The sequence below is a fragment of the Phenylobacterium sp. genome, from assembly GCF_030681155.1.
Taxonomy (GTDB): domain Bacteria; phylum Pseudomonadota; class Alphaproteobacteria; order Caulobacterales; family Caulobacteraceae; genus Phenylobacterium.
Window position 1 is genome coordinate 1 of the sequence record NZ_JAUXXE010000002.1, and the last position, 18,094, is coordinate 18,094.

At 65.7% G+C, this 18,094-nt stretch carries 16 protein-coding genes; 10 read left to right on the plus strand and 6 right to left on the minus strand.

Annotated elements, in window-relative coordinates:
- The coding region (locus Q8M13_RS00190) for a TonB-dependent receptor domain-containing protein (protein WP_305297579.1) at positions 1-2,864 on the minus strand (2,864 nt) is incomplete at its 3' end.
- 502 nt (positions 2,865-3,366) lie between these two features.
- On the opposite strand from Q8M13_RS00190, the gene Q8M13_RS00195 reads away from it, so the two are divergent.
- Together Q8M13_RS00195 and Q8M13_RS00200 are read left to right on the plus strand one after the other, a co-directional pair.
- Positions 3,367-4,167 carry a hypothetical protein gene (locus Q8M13_RS00195; RefSeq protein WP_305297580.1) on the plus strand — a complete coding sequence of 267 codons (801 nt, stop codon included), beginning with the start codon at positions 3,367-3,369 and terminating at the stop codon, positions 4,165-4,167.
- A gap of 160 nt (positions 4,168-4,327) precedes the next feature.
- Positions 4,328-5,605, plus strand: a complete 1,278-nt coding sequence (locus Q8M13_RS00200; protein ID WP_305297582.1) for a dicarboxylate/amino acid:cation symporter — start codon at positions 4,328-4,330, stop codon at positions 5,603-5,605.
- A gap of 103 nt (positions 5,606-5,708) precedes the next feature.
- Here Q8M13_RS00200 and Q8M13_RS00205 read toward each other — a convergent pair whose 3' ends face one another.
- Together Q8M13_RS00205 and Q8M13_RS00210 are read right to left on the minus strand one after the other, a co-directional pair.
- On the minus strand, positions 5,709-6,686 hold the full coding sequence (locus tag Q8M13_RS00205; RefSeq protein WP_305297583.1) for a CorA family divalent cation transporter: 978 nt from the start codon (positions 6,684-6,686) through the stop codon (positions 5,709-5,711).
- A gap of 74 nt (positions 6,687-6,760) precedes the next feature.
- Entirely contained in the window at positions 6,761-6,913 is a 153-nt protein-coding gene (locus Q8M13_RS00210) for a hypothetical protein (RefSeq protein ID WP_305297584.1), read from the minus strand.
- 369 nt (positions 6,914-7,282) lie between these two features.
- Here Q8M13_RS00210 and Q8M13_RS00215 point away from each other — a divergent pair, with 369 nt between their 5' ends.
- From Q8M13_RS00215 to Q8M13_RS00225, 3 genes are all read left to right on the plus strand, one after another.
- A complete protein-coding gene (locus tag Q8M13_RS00215) occupies positions 7,283-7,558 on the plus strand; it encodes a metal/formaldehyde-sensitive transcriptional repressor (RefSeq protein WP_305297585.1) in 276 nt (91 codons plus the stop codon).
- An 8-nt stretch (positions 7,559-7,566) separates the two neighbouring features.
- The gene (gene dmeF, locus Q8M13_RS00220; protein ID WP_305297586.1) at positions 7,567-8,496 is read left to right on the plus strand and encodes a CDF family Co(II)/Ni(II) efflux transporter DmeF; all 930 of its coding nucleotides are present in this window, start codon (positions 7,567-7,569) and stop codon (positions 8,494-8,496) included.
- 99 nt (positions 8,497-8,595) lie between these two features.
- Complete coding sequence (locus Q8M13_RS00225; RefSeq protein WP_305297587.1) at positions 8,596-8,997, plus strand: GFA family protein; 402 nt, start codon at positions 8,596-8,598, stop codon at positions 8,995-8,997.
- 4 nt (positions 8,998-9,001) lie between these two features.
- Here Q8M13_RS00225 and Q8M13_RS00230 read toward each other — a convergent pair whose 3' ends face one another.
- The gene (locus Q8M13_RS00230; protein ID WP_305297588.1) at positions 9,002-9,496 is read right to left on the minus strand and encodes an NUDIX hydrolase; all 495 of its coding nucleotides are present in this window, start codon (positions 9,494-9,496) and stop codon (positions 9,002-9,004) included.
- Positions 9,497-9,618: 122 nt separating this feature from the next.
- Here Q8M13_RS00230 and Q8M13_RS00235 point away from each other — a divergent pair, with 122 nt between their 5' ends.
- Positions 9,619-11,247, plus strand: a complete 1,629-nt coding sequence (locus Q8M13_RS00235) for an EAL domain-containing protein (RefSeq protein WP_305297589.1) — start codon at positions 9,619-9,621, stop codon at positions 11,245-11,247.
- Between the two features lie 7 nt (positions 11,248-11,254).
- On the opposite strand, the gene Q8M13_RS00240 is transcribed toward Q8M13_RS00235, so the two are convergent.
- On the minus strand, positions 11,255-13,105 hold the full coding sequence (locus tag Q8M13_RS00240) for a DUF885 family protein (RefSeq protein WP_305297591.1): 1,851 nt from the start codon (positions 13,103-13,105) through the stop codon (positions 11,255-11,257).
- A gap of 192 nt (positions 13,106-13,297) precedes the next feature.
- Between Q8M13_RS00240 and Q8M13_RS00245 the strand changes: the two genes are divergently transcribed.
- From Q8M13_RS00245 to Q8M13_RS00260, 4 genes are all read left to right on the plus strand, one after another.
- A complete protein-coding gene (locus Q8M13_RS00245) occupies positions 13,298-14,308 on the plus strand; it encodes a fatty acid desaturase (RefSeq protein WP_305297592.1) in 1,011 nt (336 codons plus the stop codon).
- A gap of 127 nt (positions 14,309-14,435) precedes the next feature.
- The gene (locus Q8M13_RS00250; RefSeq protein WP_305297593.1) at positions 14,436-16,064 is read left to right on the plus strand and encodes an AMP-binding protein; all 1,629 of its coding nucleotides are present in this window, start codon (positions 14,436-14,438) and stop codon (positions 16,062-16,064) included.
- 56 nt (positions 16,065-16,120) lie between these two features.
- Positions 16,121-16,315 carry a hypothetical protein gene (locus Q8M13_RS00255; protein WP_305297594.1) on the plus strand — a complete coding sequence of 65 codons (195 nt, stop codon included), beginning with the start codon at positions 16,121-16,123 and terminating at the stop codon, positions 16,313-16,315.
- 187 nt (positions 16,316-16,502) lie between these two features.
- Positions 16,503-17,054, plus strand: a complete 552-nt coding sequence (locus Q8M13_RS00260) for a DUF2087 domain-containing protein (RefSeq protein WP_305297596.1) — start codon at positions 16,503-16,505, stop codon at positions 17,052-17,054.
- An 18-nt stretch (positions 17,055-17,072) separates the two neighbouring features.
- On the opposite strand, the gene Q8M13_RS00265 is transcribed toward Q8M13_RS00260, so the two are convergent.
- Positions 17,073-18,089 (minus strand): NADP-dependent oxidoreductase, encoded by a 1,017-nt coding sequence (locus Q8M13_RS00265; protein ID WP_305297597.1) that lies wholly within the window; start codon positions 18,087-18,089, stop codon positions 17,073-17,075.
- Positions 18,090-18,094 lie beyond the last annotated feature (5 nt).

The window sequence follows — 18,094 nt, forward strand, 5'->3', positions numbered from 1 at the left end:
TTGTCGAAGAGGTTGTTCACGCCAAAGCGCAGGTCGGTTTCCCAAGGCAGCTTAACGCGGCCGTTGAGGTCGAAGGCGTGGTAGGCCTTCACACCGCGCGTGGTGCTGGTGGCGGTCACGACGCGAGCGGAGTTCTCCATCTCGCTGATGTAACGCCAGCGCAAACCGACGCTCGCCGGGCCGTTGGTGTAGGTCAGATTAGTGACCGACTTCCATTCCGGGTGAGCCTGACCGGCGCTGGTTTCAACCGCAGTGCCCCAGGTGCCGGCGTAGTCGTAGGTGGCGGCGCCGGGCAGGTTCTGGACCTTGAAGCTTTCCAGCCAGCCGACCGCGACGTTCACGGCCAGCGAACCGGCGTTCTCGCCCAGACCGGCGTCCATCAGGTCAACGGTCCAGTCGAACTGGACGTCGATCCCGCTGGTTTCGAACTGACCCAGGTTCAGCAGGGGCTGGACCGGGTTCAACGGCACGCCGCTGGCCGGGTTACGCGTCAGAAGCTGGCAGTAGTAGTTGTTCGGGTCGTAGGTCGGGTTGGAGCCGCCGGCGTTGAAGCAGAACTGGAAGGCGTTCTTGATCGGCAGCTGACCAACGGCGTCCTTCACCTTGATGCTGTACCAGTCGATCGAGGCCGACATCCGGCTGAACAGCGGTGACTCGAACGGCGACTGGATGACGGCGCCGAACGAGAAGGTGTCGGCGGTTTCTTCCTGCAGGTCCGGGTTGCCGCCGGTCAGGGCGAACACCTGGGCGGTGCCGAGCTGGTAGCTGTCGATGATGTTCGCCGGCACACCTTGCGCGAGGCAGAGGGCGGCGACTTGAGCACCGCTCGAACCCCGGCGGAACGACGAGCGGACATCGCAGGGATCGCCGTCGGTGTTGGTCGGGCCGGCGGTGCCGACCGCGACGCTGCCCGTCGAGATAGGGGCGAACAGTTCGCCGACGCTCGGGGCGCGGACGGCGCGGTTGTAGCCGCCGCGCAGACGCACGTTGTCCACGACCTTCCAGTCGAAGTCAGCCTTGTAGGTGCTGATGGCGCCGACCGAGCTGTAGTCGGAGAACCGGTAGCCAAGGTTGGTGCTGAACTCCTGGATGAACGGCAGGTCCTTCAGGATCGGAACCAGGACTTCGCCGAACAGCTCGTAGGTGTCCACCGCGCCGCCAGCATTGCGCAGCACGCTATAGCCCAGCACGTCGCTGGTGCCGTCGGGCTGGTTCAGCTGGGTGTCGGGGGTGAAGGTGTACTCGTTGCTGCGGTAGTCGGCGCCGATGGCGAAGCGGACTTCACCGGCCGGCAGTTCGAAGGCGCCGCCCTGGACGCTGGCTTCAACCGTGCGCTGTTCCAGGGTGTTCTGGTTCAGGGTGCGACGGCTGATGTAGCGGATGCAGTCGCCCGACGGGGTCAGGTTGCCGAACGGGTTGAAGCCGCCCGCGCAATATTCCGTGCCGCCCGTGGGGCTGTTCAGCAGACGCGCGACGGCGGAGGCGCTGGCCCCGCCGAATTGCTCGTTGTCGAACTTGGCGCGGCTGAACGAGGCGTAGCCGTCCCAGGTCCAGTCCTTGAAGCCGACGTCGCCCGAGAGGCCCGAGGTGAGCTGATAGACGGTGTAGCTGTACTTCTGGATCCGCGGACCCAGGATGTCGAACGCCTTATAGAAGGTGAAGCCGGCGTTCGGGTTCGGGCGCGAGGCCAGGATGTTGCGGAAATCGGTCGAAATGTAAGGGTTCGAAACCGGAACCGTCAGGCCATAGACGTTCGAGGCCAGGGTCGGATTGCTGATGCCCGTCGACTCATAGTCGGTGAACGAGAACTGCGTGAACATGCGCAGGTTGTCGCTCAGCTCGTAGTCGATCTTGCCGAACACCGAGTAGCGGTCGAGGTCCGACTGCATCGAGGCGCCGTTGTAGCCGAAATTGACCTGCTGCTGGGTGCCCGAAGCGTTCGAGTTGACGATGTAGGCCTGATCGGTTTCCGGATCGCGGAAGTTCAGAACCGGGACGCCAGCCGTCGAGAACAGTGTCTGGTCGGTGTTGAAGCCGATCTGGCCGGTGTACTTGCCCGCCGCGTTGCCGGTCAGAGCGCGCGTGCCGTACTGGCCCACGAACACGTTGTTGACCGAAGCCAGCGTCGGCAGGTTGGCGCCGAACAGTACAGTCCCTTGAGGGATAGTGCTGAGGCCTGGGGTCGAGGTGCGGAAGACGTAGTAGTCGCGGGCGCTCTGCAGAGCGATGTCGCGATTGGTGTAGTCGACCGAGATGACGGCGCTGCCCTTGCCTTCGTCGAAACGAGCGCCGGCGGTCATGGCGATCTTGAAGGATTCGCCGTCGCCCTTTTCCGTGATGCCGTACTGGCTGTCTAGGACGATGCCTTCGAAGTTCCGCTTCAGGCGGAAGTTCACGACGCCGGCCGTGGCGTCCGAGCCGTAGGCCGTCGAGGCGCCGCCGGTGATGACTTCGACGTTGTCGATCAGGGCTTCAGGAATGGTGTTGAGGTCGACCGAGCCGTCCGGGTTGGAAGGCTGAAGGCGACGGCCGTCGAGCAGGATCAGGGTGCGCTTGGCGCCCAGACCGCGGAGCGAGGCGTACGACTGGCCGCCGTTCAGGCCGGTCGAGGTCGAGCCGGTGTTGCCTTGGCCGAAAGAGCCCGAGAACTGCGGCATCTGCGACAGCGACTTCTCGACCGTCACCTGCCCGGTGTTTTCGATGGCCGCCTGGCCAACCGAGACGATGGGGCTGTTGGCGACGTAGTCAGGCCGGGCGATGCGCGAACCGGTGACGACGACTTCTTCAACAGCGACCTCGGCCTCGGTCGTCTGCGCCTGCGCAGCGCCTGCGAGCAACGCGCCAATGGCGCAGCTACCCGCCATAAGCCACTTCAACGAACTGGAATTCATCCGACCGCCCTTGGTAATTTTTACGACACGCCCCTCGCGCGTCCGGTTCCAAGACGCAGGCGTTTCCAAGAGCCACATGTCCGATCTGCAATTCTTCGCAGATGCGGCGCCGACGTGAGCAGGTGCGGCATCGCCGGGCGTTTCACATGACGCTGATCAGGGCCAGGGCTGAAGCTTAGCCTCCAGAAATCCTAGAAATATCGATATCCGGCACAACAACCTTCACCACCAGAGCGCGACTATTCGCACATATTTGGTCGAACGTTCATCCTATGGACGAATTTTTGCTCCAATTTGAGGCGAGCGTTGCTCCGTTCTCGCACACATTTGCCTAAATCAAGCTCGGCCATATTCAAGTTCACACTCAAGTCTAAGTGTCGAGAACAGCAAACACCGCCAAGACTCCACAACGGCGCCAACTAATACTCAAAGGCGCTGCTTCGCCCCGCTTCAACGCATGTGAGGGAAACGCGAAATGACCAGAGATCTATTCGTCGCCTCCTGGAACAAGGGCGCGCCTGACGCCTGGGTGGTCCGCCTGGGACTGACCTCCCTGGACTACCAAACGGCCTTCGACGACTTCACCGCGAAAGGCTATCGCCTTCGATCCCTTAGCGGGTACGAGTCCGGAGGACAGGATCGGTACGCCGCGATCTGGGACAAGCGCCCGGGCGGCGCCTGGACGTCTCGTCATGACCTGTCATCGGCTGAGTATCAGCAAGCTTTCCAAGACTTCACCCGCGCCGGATACCGTCCCCGTTTCGTCAGCGGCTACACGGTGCGCGGCCAGGACCGCTATGCGGCCTTCTGGGAGAAGACCGACGGGCCGCCCTGGTCGGCGTGCCACGGACTGAGCGCCAAGAGCTACCAACGGGCGTTCGACGAGTTCGTGGAGCGCGGCTATCGGCCCACCTGGATCAGCATCTATGCGGTCAGCGGCCAGGATCGGTACGCCGCGATCTGGGAGAAAAGCGAAGGGCCGGCCTGGGTCGCCCATCACCACCAAAGCGAGCCAGACTTCCGCGAGGCCTGCAAGGACTTGGCCGCCCAAGGCTATGACCTGGTTTGCGCCGGGGCCGCGGCCGTGGGCGGGCAGGATGTCTATGCCGGCCTTTGGGAAAAGCACACCGCCGACTCGGTGGTGATCCATGGCATGACCGCGCCGACCTATCGGCTCAAGTTCGAGCAATTGGCCGCGCAGGGCTATCAACCGCAGTTCCTGAGCGGCTGGGCCGGCGAAGAGCCGGTGGACGCGCCTCCGGCCACCCGCCAGTAGGCATTATCGGGGTGCGGGTCGGCCATCTGATCCCCACCGGGCTCTATCGACCTCGGTGAGAAAAACAACGCTCTAGTGAGGCACGGCCTCGCTGCTGCGTCTTGTGGATGAGTGGTGCGCTCACGCCGCGCCTGCCGCCTCTCCCTCGCCGAGTATCGCCATGAACCGCCGCTTCGCCCTGCTGATCGTCCTGTCCATGGTGCTCGGGGTGGGAGTGGGCTGGGCGTGCAACCAATTCCTCGATCCCGGCCAGGCCACGCAGGCGGCGGACGGCCTGTCGATCATCACCGACGTATTCCTGCGGCTGATCAAGATGATCATCGCCCCGCTGGTGTTCACGACCCTGGTCGCCGGTATCGCCCACATGGAAGACGCCGCCGCCGTCGGCCGGATCGGCGCCAAGACCATGGGCTGGTTCATCTGCGCCTCGATCGTCTCGCTGCTGATCGGCCTGATGATGGTGCATCTGCTTCAGCCGGGGGCCGGGCTGCACATGCAGACCGCCGCGGCCGCCGCCGCGCCGGGCGTGGCTAGCACCGACGCCTTCACCCTGAAGGGCTTCATCACCCACCTGGTGCCGACCTCGATCGTCGACGCCATGGCCAAGAACGAGATCCTGCAGATCGTCGTCTTCTCGCTGTTCGTCGGCACCGCCGTGGCGGCGCTCGACAACAAGGCCCCCGCCATCCTGCTGCTGGTCGAGCAAGGTGCTCAGATCATGCTCAAGGTCACCGAGTTCGTAATGAAATTGGCCCCCTTGGCCATATTCGCCGCGCTCGCCTCGACCATCGCGACCCAGGGCATGTCGATGCTGGCGGTCTATGGGAAGTTCGTGCTGGGCTTCTACGCCACCATGGGTCTGCTGTGGCTCGTGCTGTTCGCCGCCGCCTTCGTCGTGCTTGGCAAGCGCGCCGTGCCGCTGTTCGGGGTGATCCGCACCCCGGCCCTGCTGGCGTTCTCGACCGCCAGTTCGGAGGCCGCCTATCCTCGCATCCTCGACGCCCTGCCGAAGGTCGGGGTTCGCCGCCGCATCGTCTCGTTCGTTCTGCCGCTGGGATACTCGTTCAATCTCGACGGCTCGATGCTCTATTGCACCTTCGCCACCATCTTCATCACCCAGGCGCACGGCGTCCATCTTACCGTCCAGCAGCAGATCTTCATGCTCCTGCTGCTGATGGTGACGTCGAAGGGCATCGCCGGCGTGCCGCGCGCCTCCCTGGTGGTGATCATGGCCACCCTCACCTATTTCGGCCTGCCGGAGGCCTGGATCGCCCTGGTGCTGGGCGTCGACCACCTGCTGGACATGGGCCGCTCGGCCACCAACGTCGTAGGCAACTCCGTCGCCGCCGCCGTGGTCGCCAAGTGGGAAGGTGAGCTGGACGACATCGAGGACCAGGACCCCGACCTGGGCGGCGAGCCCGCCAAGCTGCCCGCCTAGCGGGCGGAGGCCGGCGCTCTCCAGGCGCAAGTCCCAGCGTCGCGCCGGCCAACATGTGAACCGAGATCAACCGTTGCGGCATCCAGGGGAGATCAGGGCGCCGCTACGGCATGATCCGCATTCGCCGCAGCACCCAATAGGCGCCAGCCACCACCGCTAGGCACAGGCCGCAAGCGGCGACAAAACCGCCCGCCGAACCAGCGAACGGGATGCCCGAGAGGTTCATGCCGAACGCCCCGACGATCAGGGTCGGCGGGATCAGCAGGCTCGACATCACGGTCAGGGCTCGCATGCTGCGGTTGGTGGCGCTGGTGATCTGGGTGTCCAGCTCCTCATGCAGCAGGCGCGCCCGTTCCTGCAGGCTGGCGGCCTCGCGATCCAGATCCTCGGCCTCCTGAGCCAGCCGCGACAAATGCTGCGGCAGCAGCGCCACCTGGTGGTCCTCACGCGGAACACAGGCGCGATGCAGCGCGCTGCGCAGGCCCAGATACTCCCGATGATCGCGCGAAAGCCCGCGACGCGTGGGGCCTAGTTTCAGGTTCTCGACCTCGCCATGGTCGCCCAGCATTCGGTCTTCGACCCGGTCTAGCGCCTGGGCGGCATCGTGAAGACGCTGCTCGGAGACGTCCACATAGCGCTCGATAAGCCGCACTATGGCCTCGGCCGGGCTGGCGATCAGAGCCCCACCCTCCGCCTCGCGCCTTACCTCGTCCACCACCCGCAGGGCCTGACGGCGCGCCGTCACCAGCCTGGCGCCGTCAAAGGCGAACAGCAGCCGCCCGGAGCCGACAGGCCGTCCGTCCAGATCGCGCTCAAGATCGGGCAGCACGCCGAAGGCCCAGTGACCGCTGAACTGGATTTGCACGCGCTGTTCGGTCCGCAGGATCAGGGCGCGAGCAGCCGCCGGCAACTCGTCCAGTCCCTCAAGGTAGAGCCGCGAGCGCTGGTCGCTCAGGGGGAAATGGACCCAGGTCCACGCCTCGGGGCTTTCGGACGCCGCCTCAAAGGCCTGGTCGGTCAGGGCGTGCGCCACGCCGCCATGGAAGACGTAGGCCCATAGAAACGCGCTGGCTTGCCCCATGGTCGTTCCGGTTCCCAGGCCCTGCTGGGATCGGTGATGCGACCTTTAGATGACAGGGCGATGACGCCGCGTGGCTAGCTGCTCATGCCGCGCAAGAAAGCGATGGTTTCGACCGCCGCATAGACCATCACCCCGATCACGATCATGTCGAACGCACGCCGCGCCCAAAGCAGGATGACGCTGCGCCGAGGAGGCGCGACGGCAGTCGGTGCGAACGTAAACCGCATCTTGTCCTCCGCTGGGACGATCTGACTTCTGTTGGGGCGTCACCCGCAAAAGCCAAGCCAGTCGTTCAGCGGAGAGGAGTCAGGCGGCCAGCATCGACCAGCACCACAGCACGGCGCCCGCCAGGAGCAGAGTCCAGATGAAGACCCGAACGGCGACCCAACCGTTGATGGGCGGCTTCCGCGGCGCGGGGTCCCTGATCTGAATAGAGAAGCGCGACATACGCACACAGATAACGACGTTCCATCAAATATCCGTAAACGGGCTTGGTTAGTTTCGGCGCCGGTCAGCCATACGCGCCGAATTTGACCAAGCCGGCAAACGACGGCCTACCTTGCAGCGCTCGGAAATATACCATAGGGGGGTATCCTATGGCACACCTATCCTCCCACAATGACGCCCTGCTGAAACGCGTGCGCCGCATCGCAGGCCAGGTGGAGGCTATCGAACGCTCCATCGCCGGCCACGCCGATTGCGCGTCCACGCTCCATCTCGTGGCCGCCACGCGTGGCGCGATCAACGGGCTGCTTGATGAGGTGCTCGAGGCCCATCTGCGGGAACATGTCGCCAAGCCCGGTCTGGATGACGCCGCGAGGGCGCAGGCCGCCGAAGAAGTCATCGAAGCCATTCGCCGCTACTCGAAGTGAGACAATCCATGAGCTCGCATGACGACTTGGCCACGCTGTCCCACGAACATATCTTTCTGGGCGCGGCGCATGACGCAAACGCCCGACGCACCCTGTGGGTGGTGGGCCTGACCGCACTGATGATGGTCGGCGAGATCATCGCCGGCTACTGGACCGGATCGATGGCGCTACTGGCCGACGGCTTCCACATGGCGACCCACGCGGGGGCGCTAAGCGTGACCGCCATCGCCTACGCCTATGCCCGCAAACACGCCATGAGCGCGAGGTTCAGCTTCGGCACGGGCAAGGTCGGAGATCTCGCCGGTTTCGCCTCGGCCCTGGCCCTTGGCCTCGTGGCGCTGGGCATTGGCATCGAGTCCGTAAAGCGCCTGTTTGAACCGACCAACGTCGCCTTTGGCGAGGCGACAATCGTGGCCGTCGTCGGCCTTGGCGTAAACATCATCAGCGCCGTGCTGCTGGGCGCTGGCCATCATCACCACGGACATGGCCACGACCACCACCACGATCTCGCAGCCCACGGCGCCCATCATAGCGGCGACAACAATCTGCGGTCGGCCTACCTGCACGTCCTCGCCGACGCCCTGACCTCGATCTTGGCGATCGCCGCCTTGGTCGCCGGACGCCTTCTGGGCTGGGTCTGGCTGGACCCTGTGATGGGCATGGTCGGCGCGGTGGTCATCGGCCGATGGTCCTGGACCCTGATGCGCGACACCGCCGCCGTGCTGCTCGACACCACCGACGAGCATGTCGCCGAGGAAATCCGCGAGCTTGTCGAAGGACCAGGCGACAGCCGCATCTGCGACCTCCACGTCTGGCGGGTCGGCCCCGAGGCCCACGCGGCGATCGTCAGCGTCGTGGGCGGGCTAGATGCGCAGGAAGTCCGACGCCGGCTGCGGCCGGTCCATGAGCTCCGCCACCTGACGGTGGAAGTGGCCTAGGCCGGCGCTCGCGCCACATCGCCAAATAGCCGGACGTCTTTCCTTTGGCTGGCCGAGCCGGCGCGATATATCGGGCCAAACCGATAGCCCGGAGATCACATGCACACCGGTTCCTGCCATTGCCGCGCCGTCCGCTTTGAGATCGAGGGCGACCTCGCGCCGATCCAGGTGTGCCATTGCGGCGATTGCCGCAAGGCGCAGGGCGGGCCGTTCGGCACGAATATCCCGGTGGAGACCAGCAAGTTCCACCAGCTGTCAGGCGCAGACGACCTCAGGATCTATGACTCAACGCCGGACAAGGAGCGGGTGTTCTGCGGTCGGTGCGGCGGCCCGCTGTTCAGCCGCCTCAAGAGCAAGCCCGAGGTGATGCGGATCCGCGCCGGCACACTGGACGGCGTCGTCGAAAGCGAGATCGGCTTCCACTTCTACACGGCGTCAAAAGCCAACTGGTGGCCGATCACCGACGACAAGCCGCAATATCCGGACGCCAGGCCGCTCTAATCGCTCAATCGACGATGCGCACCACCGTGATTTCCAGGGGCGCGTCGGGATAGCTCCCGAGCGCAACGGGTCCGACCAATTCGCAGAAGCGTTCGGGATAGACCCGGTCCGCCGTGGCGGCCAACTCGTCCAAGGTCCACCAGCGGATGTCGTCGATCAGGTCGGTTTCATAGTCCGCCCATCCGTCCCGCGAAGGCTCACCGCCGGCGCAGCGGGCGACGAGGTAGCTTTCCTTGAAAAGCACCCGCTCGCCTGAGACCAGAACCCCCTCGCCTTCCCGCGTCCAGACGACCGGGCCGAGGTCGACTTGAGTGAAACCTGTCTCCTCCACGATCTCGCGGATCGCAGCCTGCGCCAGGCTCTCGCCCTCCTCGACGCCGCCCCCGACCGTGAACCACGCGGCGCTGCTCGGCGGGCGGTTGGGCAACCGGCCCCTCATCAGCAGGATCCGGCCTTGCGGGTCGAACAGCAGGACACGGGCGGTCAGACGTTCACGCAAAGGGAAGCTCCGGGAAGTTTGGCCGAATCTAGCCTGTCGAAACGCTTCAGCGAACCTCAGTCTCAATCTGAAGTTAATTGAGGCACGACAAGGTGTTGAGCGTAACGACATGGAGACCCCGATTGTCGCTCGGCCCTCAACGTCTGCTCGGCTTCGCCTTTGCGAGCGCCGACCTGCTTCTGGAAATCACGCAGGATGGCCAGATCAGCTTCGCCATCGGGGCTAGCGAAGCGCTGTCCGGCTCGGCCGAGACCGCTTTGGTGGGCCGCGCCTGGCGCGATTTCATCGACCCTCGCGACCAGATGATGCTCGCGGCCCTGCTGGGCGGCCTGAAGGATGGAGGCCGTGGCGGGCCGCTGGTCGTCAGCCTGGCTGGCGCGGCAGACGGGATCGAGCGGGCCGCCTCGATGACCGCCTTCCGCATGCCGGGCAATGGTGGGGCGACCTCCTGCGCGCTAAGCCGCTCGGCGGCGAAGACAACCCACGGCCTGCAGGACAAGGCCGGCTTCGAAACCACCGCCGCCGCGCTGATCGAAACCGCCAAGGCGACGGGGCTTGAGCTCGAACTCGCCCTGATCGAATTCGGAGGGCTGGCCGCCCTGCGCAAGGTGCTCGGCGAGGAGGGGTCCAGGGCGCTTGAAGAAAGACTTTCCGGCGCGATCCGCTCCCAGTCGCATGGCGGCGCCGCCGCGGCCGACCTCGGCTCGGATCGGTACGCCCTGGTGCGGCAGAAAGGCGAAGCGGTCGAAGCCCTCGTCCAGCGACTGATCGCGCTTGTCTCCAGCGATCCCAACGACAACCTCACGGCCACCGGCCGGACCATGGCTCTGAACGCTGATGTTCAGCCGGCGCAGGTTTTGCGGGCCCTGCGCTTCTCGCTCGACAACTTCATCAAGGAAGGGATGGCGAGCGAAGCCTCGCTGACCCTGAACGAGGCGGTAAACCGCTCGGTGCAGCGCACGCTGATCGATGTCGGCGTCCTTGGCCAAGCCGTGAACGAAAAGCGCTTCCAGCTGGTCTTCCAACCCGTGGTCGATCTGAAGGTGGGTTCGGCCCTGCATCACCGCGAAGTGCTGGTGCGCTTTGGCGACAACGCCAGCCCCTATCCGATGATCCGCATGGCCGAGGAGCTCGACATGATCGAGCCGCTGGACATCGCGGTGCTGGGCGAGACGGTGGCCCTGCTGGCCGCCTCGCCGAAACTGCGACTTGCCGCCAATGTCTCTGGTCGAACGATCGTCAGCCCCAACTTCGTGAGCGCCGTCCAGGCGATGCTGGTCAAGACGCCGCTGGCGCCGGGCCAACTGCTGCTGGAGATCACCGAGAGCGCGGCGATCGACGATCTCGCCCTCGCCGACCGTCACCTCCAGGCGCTGCGCGCCGCCGGCTGCATCATCTGCCTGGATGATTTCGGCGCGGGCGCCGCTTCGCTGGCCTACCTCCAGCAACTGACCCTGGATATCGTGAAGATCGACGGACGCTTCATCCGCGAGCTGCAACATGGCGGGCGCGAAAGCACGTTCATCCGCCATCTGGTCCACATGTGCACCGAACTGGGCGTTAAGACGCTCGCCGAGATGGTGGAGAACGTCCAGGCCGAGGACGCCGTTCGCCGGGCGGGCGTCGACTACGCCCAGGGTTGGCTGTACGGCGCGCCGGGCGACCTGCCAGCCAGTGTCGAACCGGCCTCGGCGCTGGCCCCAGTGTCGCCCGCGGCCCGTCGGCGGGGCACGGTCGACACCTGGGGCTGACGGCGCCTTAGACGCGCGCGACGTACTGATCGACGACCGACTCCAGCACTGTCAGGGGCATGGCCCCCGACAGCAGGGCCGCATCGTGGAATTGGCGGATGTCGAACTTCGGCCCCATCGCCGCCTTGGCCTTGGCCCGCAGGCGCAGCCACTCAAGCTTGCCGACCATGTAGCTGCAGGCCTGGCCTGGCCAGACGCAGTAGCGCTCGATTTCGGTGGTGGCGGCCGACTTCGGCGAGCCATCGATCGAGCTCATCGTCTCGATGGCCTTCTCGCGGCTCCAGCGCTTGGCGTGGATGCCGGTGTCGACCACCAGCCGCGCTGAGCGGAACAGCGAGGACTGGATGTAGCCGATCTCCCCCAGCGGATCGCCGTCATAGACGCCCATCTCGCGGGCCAGCTCCTCGGAATAGAGCGCCCAGCCCTCGCCATAGGCCGAGAGGAAGGTCGCCCGCCGGATCATCGGAAGATCTGCTTCCTGTTGCAGGGACAGCTGGAGGTGATGGCCCGGGACGCCCTCGTGATAGGTCAGGGTCGGCAGCGTCCACTTCGGGTATTCAGCGGTGTCGCGCAGGTTGATCCAGTAGATCCCTGGCCGCGAGCCATCCAGGGAGGGCTGGTTGTAGTAGCCGCCCGGCGCGCCGGCCTCGATGAACTTCGGCACCCGCTTGATCTCCAGCGGCGCCTTGGGAAGCGTACCGAAGTACTGAGGCAAGCGCTTTGACATCGCGTTGACCTGCACCATCAGGTCGGCGAGCAGCTTCTCCTTGCCGGCGTCGGTGTTCGGGTAGTGGTACGTCTTGTTCTTGTAGAGCGCCTGGATCCGCGCTCCGACCGAGCCCTGTGTCATGCCCTGGGCGCGCAGCAACACCTCGGCGCGGGCGTTCAACTCCTTGGCCTGTTCCAGGCCGATGTTGTGAATTTCATCGGCGGTCAGGCGGGTGGTCGTGGAGTCGTGCAGGGCGTGTTCGTAATAGGCCTCGCCGTCGGGCTGGCGCCACACGCCGGCGTCGTGGACGGCCTTGCCCTGGGTTTCCTTGAAGAGCGCGATCTGACGCTCCAGCGCGGGCAGCACCTTGTCCGAATAGATCTTGGCCGCCTGGCCTTCATAGTCGCCGGCGATGCCCTTTTCCTTGGCGCGGCGGGTGACCGACTTCACAAGCGGCGAGGCGTTCGGCGCGCTGCGCAGACCAGCCATCTGGCCCAGCGCCCGCTCGATCACGAAGTCCGGCGGGATCACGCCCGCGGCGATGTCGCGGCGGGCGCGCTCGGTTTCCTGGTCCATGACCGTGGCGAAATCGGCGAGCCGCGAGAGATAGGCGTCGGCGTCGTCCTTCGTCTCGATCCGGTGCTGATTGTCGAGCCAGTCGGGCGTCGACTGATAGGAGCCGTTGAGCTGGGACAGCATGTAGGGCTGGCCGGCGCCGAGATAGCCGTAGTCGAACCGCTGATTGGCCGCCTCGTTGGTCGCGCGGTTGAACATCACGCTGTCATAGTTGACCGCCGCCATGCCCGAGAGCTGCGAGCGGTCGATGGCCTTGAGTTGGCGTAGTTGCTCGGTGTTAAGCGCCTTCTGCTTGGCCTTCTCGTCGAGGGAGGCGCTGTCGAGCTTCCACTTCGCCGGGGCGCGCGCGCCGGTGTCGAGGCCAAGCCCGGTGACGAGCTGCGGCGAGTCGTCCAACGCCTGCTCGAAGACCTGATCCAGATACTTGGCCAGTTGCGCGGCGGCGTCAGGGGCGGCGGGGGGTAGCGGGACAGCAGGCGCCGTCGTCATCGCCACAGGCTCGGCGGTGCTGGCGCAGCCGGCCAGGGCGGCCATGGCGCCGGCGGACAGAAGAAGTTGACGGCGGCTTTGCATGTAGCACCCTCCCCGAACTCGTTACATTTGTGACGCCCACCTATTTCGGAGCTGGCGGAGCGCTGCAACAACGCGTCGTGGCGCAAATTGTTAATTCGCCGTAATGCAGGCGCGCGGTCGTTATCGCCCTGTCGCAGAAGAACCCCATTCTACGAGTAGGTGAGATCTATCCCCTTTTGGAAGCCTACCCACGTGCCTGACACCAAGCCCGCTGACTGGAGCCGCAAGCTCGCCGACTACAAGCGTCCCGTTCTGGCGCGCAGCATCTTTGAATTGGCGCTCACCGCCTCGGCCCTGGCGACCCTATGGGCGCTCGGTTGGGCGGCCATGTATTTCGGCCTGTGGTGGCTGGCCCTGCTGCTCACAGTACCGGCCGCCGTCTTCCTCGTGCGGCTGTTCATGATCCAGCACGACTGCGGGCATGGCTCGTTCTTCGAGGCCAAGGCCGCCAACGATTGGGTCGGCCGCTCGATCAGCCTGCTGACCCTGACGCCCTACGACTATTGGCGCCGGACCCATGCGATGCACCACGCCACATCCGGCAACCTGGATCGCCGCGGCCTGGGCGTCATCGAGATGCTGACGGTGGACGAGTATCTCGCCCTGCCCCCGCTCAAGCGGCTGGGCTACCGGCTCTACCGCAATCCGGCGGTGATGTTCGGCATCGGCCCCACCTTCGTGTTCTTCCTGCAGCAGCGGGTGCCGGTCGGCATGATGAAGGACTGGCGGACCTGGGTCTCGACCCTCGGCAACACCGCGATCATCGCGGTCGGCGTCGGGATCATGATGTGGCTGATCGGCGTCGCGCCGGTCGTGCTGGTGAATTTCACCACCCTGGTGATCGCCGCGACCATCGGCGTCTGGCTATTCTTCGTGCAGCATCAGTACGAAGGCGTTTCCTGGTCGCGCAACAAGACCTGGAAGCGGGATCAAGCCGCCCTGCACGGCTCCTCGCACTACGACCTGCCCCAGCCGCTGCGCTGGCTGACGGCCAATATCGGCATCCACCACGTCCACCACCTGTCGAGCCGCATCCCGTTCTACCGGCTGCCGCAGGTGCTCCACGACCATCCTGAACTCCAGGACGTCAGCCGCATCGGCCTTTTGGACAGCTTCAAGAACGCCCGCCTCGCCCTCTGGGATGAGGCGGCCGAACGGCTGGTGTCGTTCCGCGAGATCCGCGGCCGCGAACGGTTGGCGTAGCGCGGCGCGCGCCTCTCCACCCGCGGAGGGAAATGCGGGGGCTCCTGCCCCCGCGTCAGAGTTGACACCCCGCCGCTGCTGCCCCCCACTTCTCTCCATAAAAAGAAGAGCATGTGGGAGAGAGACCGTGAGCGCATGGACATTCGCTGACGTCTGGGAGGCCATCGCCGCCCGTCAGCCCGACAAACCGGCCCTCATCCAGGGCGACCGCATCGTCACCTGGGGCCAGTTCGACGCCCACGCCGACGCCCTGGCAGCCCACCTGGTCGCCAGCGGGCTGACCTCGGACGCCAAGGTCGCAGCCTATCTCTACAACGGCCCCGAATACCTCGAGACCTACTACGCCGCCTTCAAGGCCGGCATGGCCCCGATCAACACCAATTACCGGTATGGCGGCGATGAGCTGACCTATCTGTTCGACAACGCCGACGCCCAGGCGGTGGTGTTCCACGCCGGCTTCGCTGAGACGCTTGAGCCGCTGCGCGCCAAGCTGCCGCAAGTGAAGCGCTGGATTTCGGTCGCAGAGCCGGGCCATCCCGCGCCAGCTTGGGCCGACGACTACGAAACGATTGTCGCGACGCAGTCGCCTCATCCGTTCAAGGCGCCCTGGGGCCGCACGCCCGACGATCTGGTGTTGCTCTACACCGGCGGCACCACCGGCATGCCCAAGGGGGTGATGTGGCGACAGGACGACCTGTTCAACGTCATCGGCGCTGGCGGTCACGCAATGATGGGCCTGCCCCCGCTCGAACGGCCGGAGGATGTCGGCGACCGGCTCCCCACCTATGAGCAGCCGACGACCCTGGTCTGCTGCCCGCTGATGCACGGCACCGGGCAGTTCTCGGCCTTCATCACCTTGAACATCGGCGGCGCGGTCGCGTCCCTGCCCTCGAGGCAATTCAGCGCCATGGAGCTGTGGGACGAGGCTGTGCGGCTGCACGCCGACAACATCGTCATCGTCGGCCTAGCCTTCTCCACCCCGATGCTGGAGGCTCTGGAAGCCAACCCCGACCGCTGGGACCTTTCTCACGTCAAGGCGATGAGCTCGTCCGGTTCGATGTGGAGCCAGGAGAACAAGCGCGGCCTGCTGTCCTACGCCCGCAATGCGATGATCATGGACAGCTTCGGCTCGTCCGAGGCCGTCGGCCTGGGCGCCTCGGCCTCCGCGCCCGGCGCGGAGGCCGCGACTGCGGCCTTCATGCTCGGTCCCAACTGCTCGGTGTTCACCGAGGACGGCCGCCGGGTCGAGCCGGGCTCGGGCGAGCGCGGCCTGGTCGCGGTCTGCGGCTTCCTGCCGACCGGCTACTACAAGGACCCCGAGAAGAGCGCCAAGACCTTCCGCAATATGGACGGGCAGCGATGGAGCGTCCCGGGCGACTGGGCCGAGGTCAATCTGGACGGCACCTTGAAACTGCTGGGCCGAGGCAGCCAGTGCATCAACACCGGCGGCGAGAAGGTCTTCCCCGAGGAGGTCGAGGAGGCCCTGAAGACCCACCCTTCAGTCCGCGACGCCGTGGTGGTCGGCATCCCCGACGCCCGGTTTGGAGAGCGCATCTGCGCGGTGGTCGAGCCCGACCCCTCCGTCCCGGCCCCCACCCTGGAAGAGATGTCCGGTCACGTGAAGACCAGGCTCGCGGCCTACAAGGCCCCCCGCGAATTAGTGGTGGTGGAAAGCATCGGCCGCGCACCCAACGGCAAGGTCGACTACAAGGCCTCCCGCGAGCGCGCCTTGGCTGCGCTTGGGGTGAGCGCCTAGGCTCGGCCAATTCCTTCATGTCTTGGGACCAGGTTCGCCTGAGACAAGGAAACCCCATGGCCGACACACCGCAGACACCGGAAGCGGTGGCCTACCAGCTCATGCGCGACGTCCTCGCGGCCGAGGGCGGCGCGCTGGCGGGCGACGGGCCGAGCCGAGCCTGGCTGCTCACCACCTATGCCGAATGCCTGAAGACCGTCCGCCCTGAGGTCGCCAAGGCTAGCCCGACCCATGGCCGCAGCAGCTTCTAGGACGCGGACCAGGCTTGACGCTCCACCGGCGCCGGCCTATCGACGTTCTCCCGGTCCGCAGTTCACCGAGGCATCGCCGCCCGCGAGGGCAAGCTAAACCTGCTCAGACTTCCTCGACTGACACCTCTTTCCCGTGCCAGCTCGGAATGGCGATCACCGTTCATCCCTCGGCACGCAGGGAGAGATCATGTCTAGAACCGCGATACCGTTTCAAACCTCCGACATCTCCGGCCTGGCGCGTTCGTTGCGCGCCCAACTCGCCAACCACGACGCTGTGCCCGGCCACGTCGAACTGCTGAACATGCTGGCCCGGTCGATTGGCTGCCGGAACTTCCAGCAGCTCCGGGCGCAGGCCGACGCCGCGCCAACGACGGTCATCGTCGCCGCGGAGGCGTCGCCACCCGTGGATCTGCGTGCGGTCGAACGGACTGGACGTTGCTTCGCCCGGGACGGCCGCCTGATGCGGTGGCCCGCCAAACGCGGCGATCAGGTGCTGGCGCTCTGGGGGCTGTGGTCACAGTTGCCGCCACGGCAGATGTTCACCGAGCGCGAAATCAGCGAAGTCCTGCGCGGCCTGCATGACTTTGGCGATCACGCCCTGCTGCGGCGTGAACTCTATGAAGCGCGGCTTGTCACCCGCACGCTCGATGGACGCGATTACCAACGCATCGAACGACCACCGACAGTCGACGCCGCCGCGGTGATCGCCCAACTGAAAGTCGGTCAGCCCGCCCGCTGAGCGCCGTCGCGTGTCCGCCTAGGGTTCGGCGGACACGCGAACCAGCAGCTTGCCGTCATGATCACCGGTGAACAGCCGGTCCAAGGCCGACACGGCGTTCTCCAGCCCATCCTCGACATGCGCTTTCCACTTGATCTGACCCGAGGCGACCCACGGGGCCAGCTCCGCCATCGCCTCGGCGGCGCGCGGCAGGTAGTCGATGACGATGAAGCCCTGGATGTGGATGCGGTGCATCAGCACGCGGGCGAAGTCGGACGGCCCTGGCACTGGCCCTTCGGTGTTGTAGGTCGAGATCATCCCGCAAAGCGGCATGCGGCTGTGGTTGTTCATATGGCCGATGACGGCGTCCATGACCTTGCCGCCGACGTTCTCGAAATTGATGTCGACGCCGTTGGGCGCGAGACGGCCCAGCGCCTCGCTGACATCCTCGGACTTGTAGTCGATGGCTCCGTCGAACCCGAGGTCCTGGGTGATCCAGCGGCATTTCTCCGCGCCGCCAGCGATCCCGATGACCCGGCATCCCTTCAGCTTGGCGATCTGTCCGACGATGGAGCCGACGGCGCCAGCCGCGGCCGACACCACGACCGTCTCGCCCGGCTTCGGTTTGCCGATGTCCATCAGGCCGAAATAGGCGGTGAGCCCTGTCGCGCCGAGCACGCTCATATAGGCGGTCAGCGGAACCCCGGGGATGTGCGGCGTGCGCCGGGCCATGGCCTCGGGGGCCACGGTGTAGTCCTGCCAGCCGCCGAGGCCGGGATTGACGACCGCGCCGACCGGCAGGCTCGCCGAGCGCGACTGTTCGACCACCCCGATCACGCCCCCGCGCATGACCTCGCCGATCTGTACGGGCGGCAGGTACTGGTCCTGATCGCTCATCCAGATCCGGTTGGTGGGATCGAGGGACAGATAGATGTTCCGGACCAGCACCTCGCCGTCCTTGAGCTCGGGCGTGACGCTCTCGATCAGCTCCAGGTCGTCTGGTCCGATGGCGCCAGTCGGACGATGGCGCAGCACCCATTGGCGATTGATCGGCATGACGT

Excerpts from the sequence above, each read along its gene's own strand:
- Q8M13_RS00195 (WP_305297580.1), top strand. The coding sequence starts at position 3,367 with ATGACCAGAGATCTATTCGTCGCCTCCTGGAACAAGGGCGCGCCTGAC.
- Q8M13_RS00200 (WP_305297582.1), top strand. The coding sequence starts at position 4,328 with ATGAACCGCCGCTTCGCCCTGCTGATCGTCCTGTCCATGGTGCTCGGG.
- Q8M13_RS00205 (WP_305297583.1), bottom strand. The coding sequence starts at position 6,686 with ATGGGGCAAGCCAGCGCGTTTCTATGGGCCTACGTCTTCCATGGCGGC.
- Q8M13_RS00210 (WP_305297584.1), bottom strand. The coding sequence starts at position 6,913 with ATGCGGTTTACGTTCGCACCGACTGCCGTCGCGCCTCCTCGGCGCAGC.
- Q8M13_RS00215 (WP_305297585.1), top strand. The coding sequence starts at position 7,283 with ATGGCACACCTATCCTCCCACAATGACGCCCTGCTGAAACGCGTGCGC.
- dmeF (WP_305297586.1), top strand. The coding sequence starts at position 7,567 with ATGAGCTCGCATGACGACTTGGCCACGCTGTCCCACGAACATATCTTT.
- Q8M13_RS00225 (WP_305297587.1), top strand. The coding sequence starts at position 8,596 with ATGCACACCGGTTCCTGCCATTGCCGCGCCGTCCGCTTTGAGATCGAG.
- Q8M13_RS00240 (WP_305297591.1), bottom strand. The coding sequence starts at position 13,105 with ATGCAAAGCCGCCGTCAACTTCTTCTGTCCGCCGGCGCCATGGCCGCC.
- Q8M13_RS00255 (WP_305297594.1), top strand. The coding sequence starts at position 16,121 with ATGGCCGACACACCGCAGACACCGGAAGCGGTGGCCTACCAGCTCATG.
- Q8M13_RS00260 (WP_305297596.1), top strand. The coding sequence starts at position 16,503 with ATGTCTAGAACCGCGATACCGTTTCAAACCTCCGACATCTCCGGCCTG.
- Q8M13_RS00265 (WP_305297597.1), bottom strand. The coding sequence starts at position 18,089 with ATGCCGATCAATCGCCAATGGGTGCTGCGCCATCGTCCGACTGGCGCC.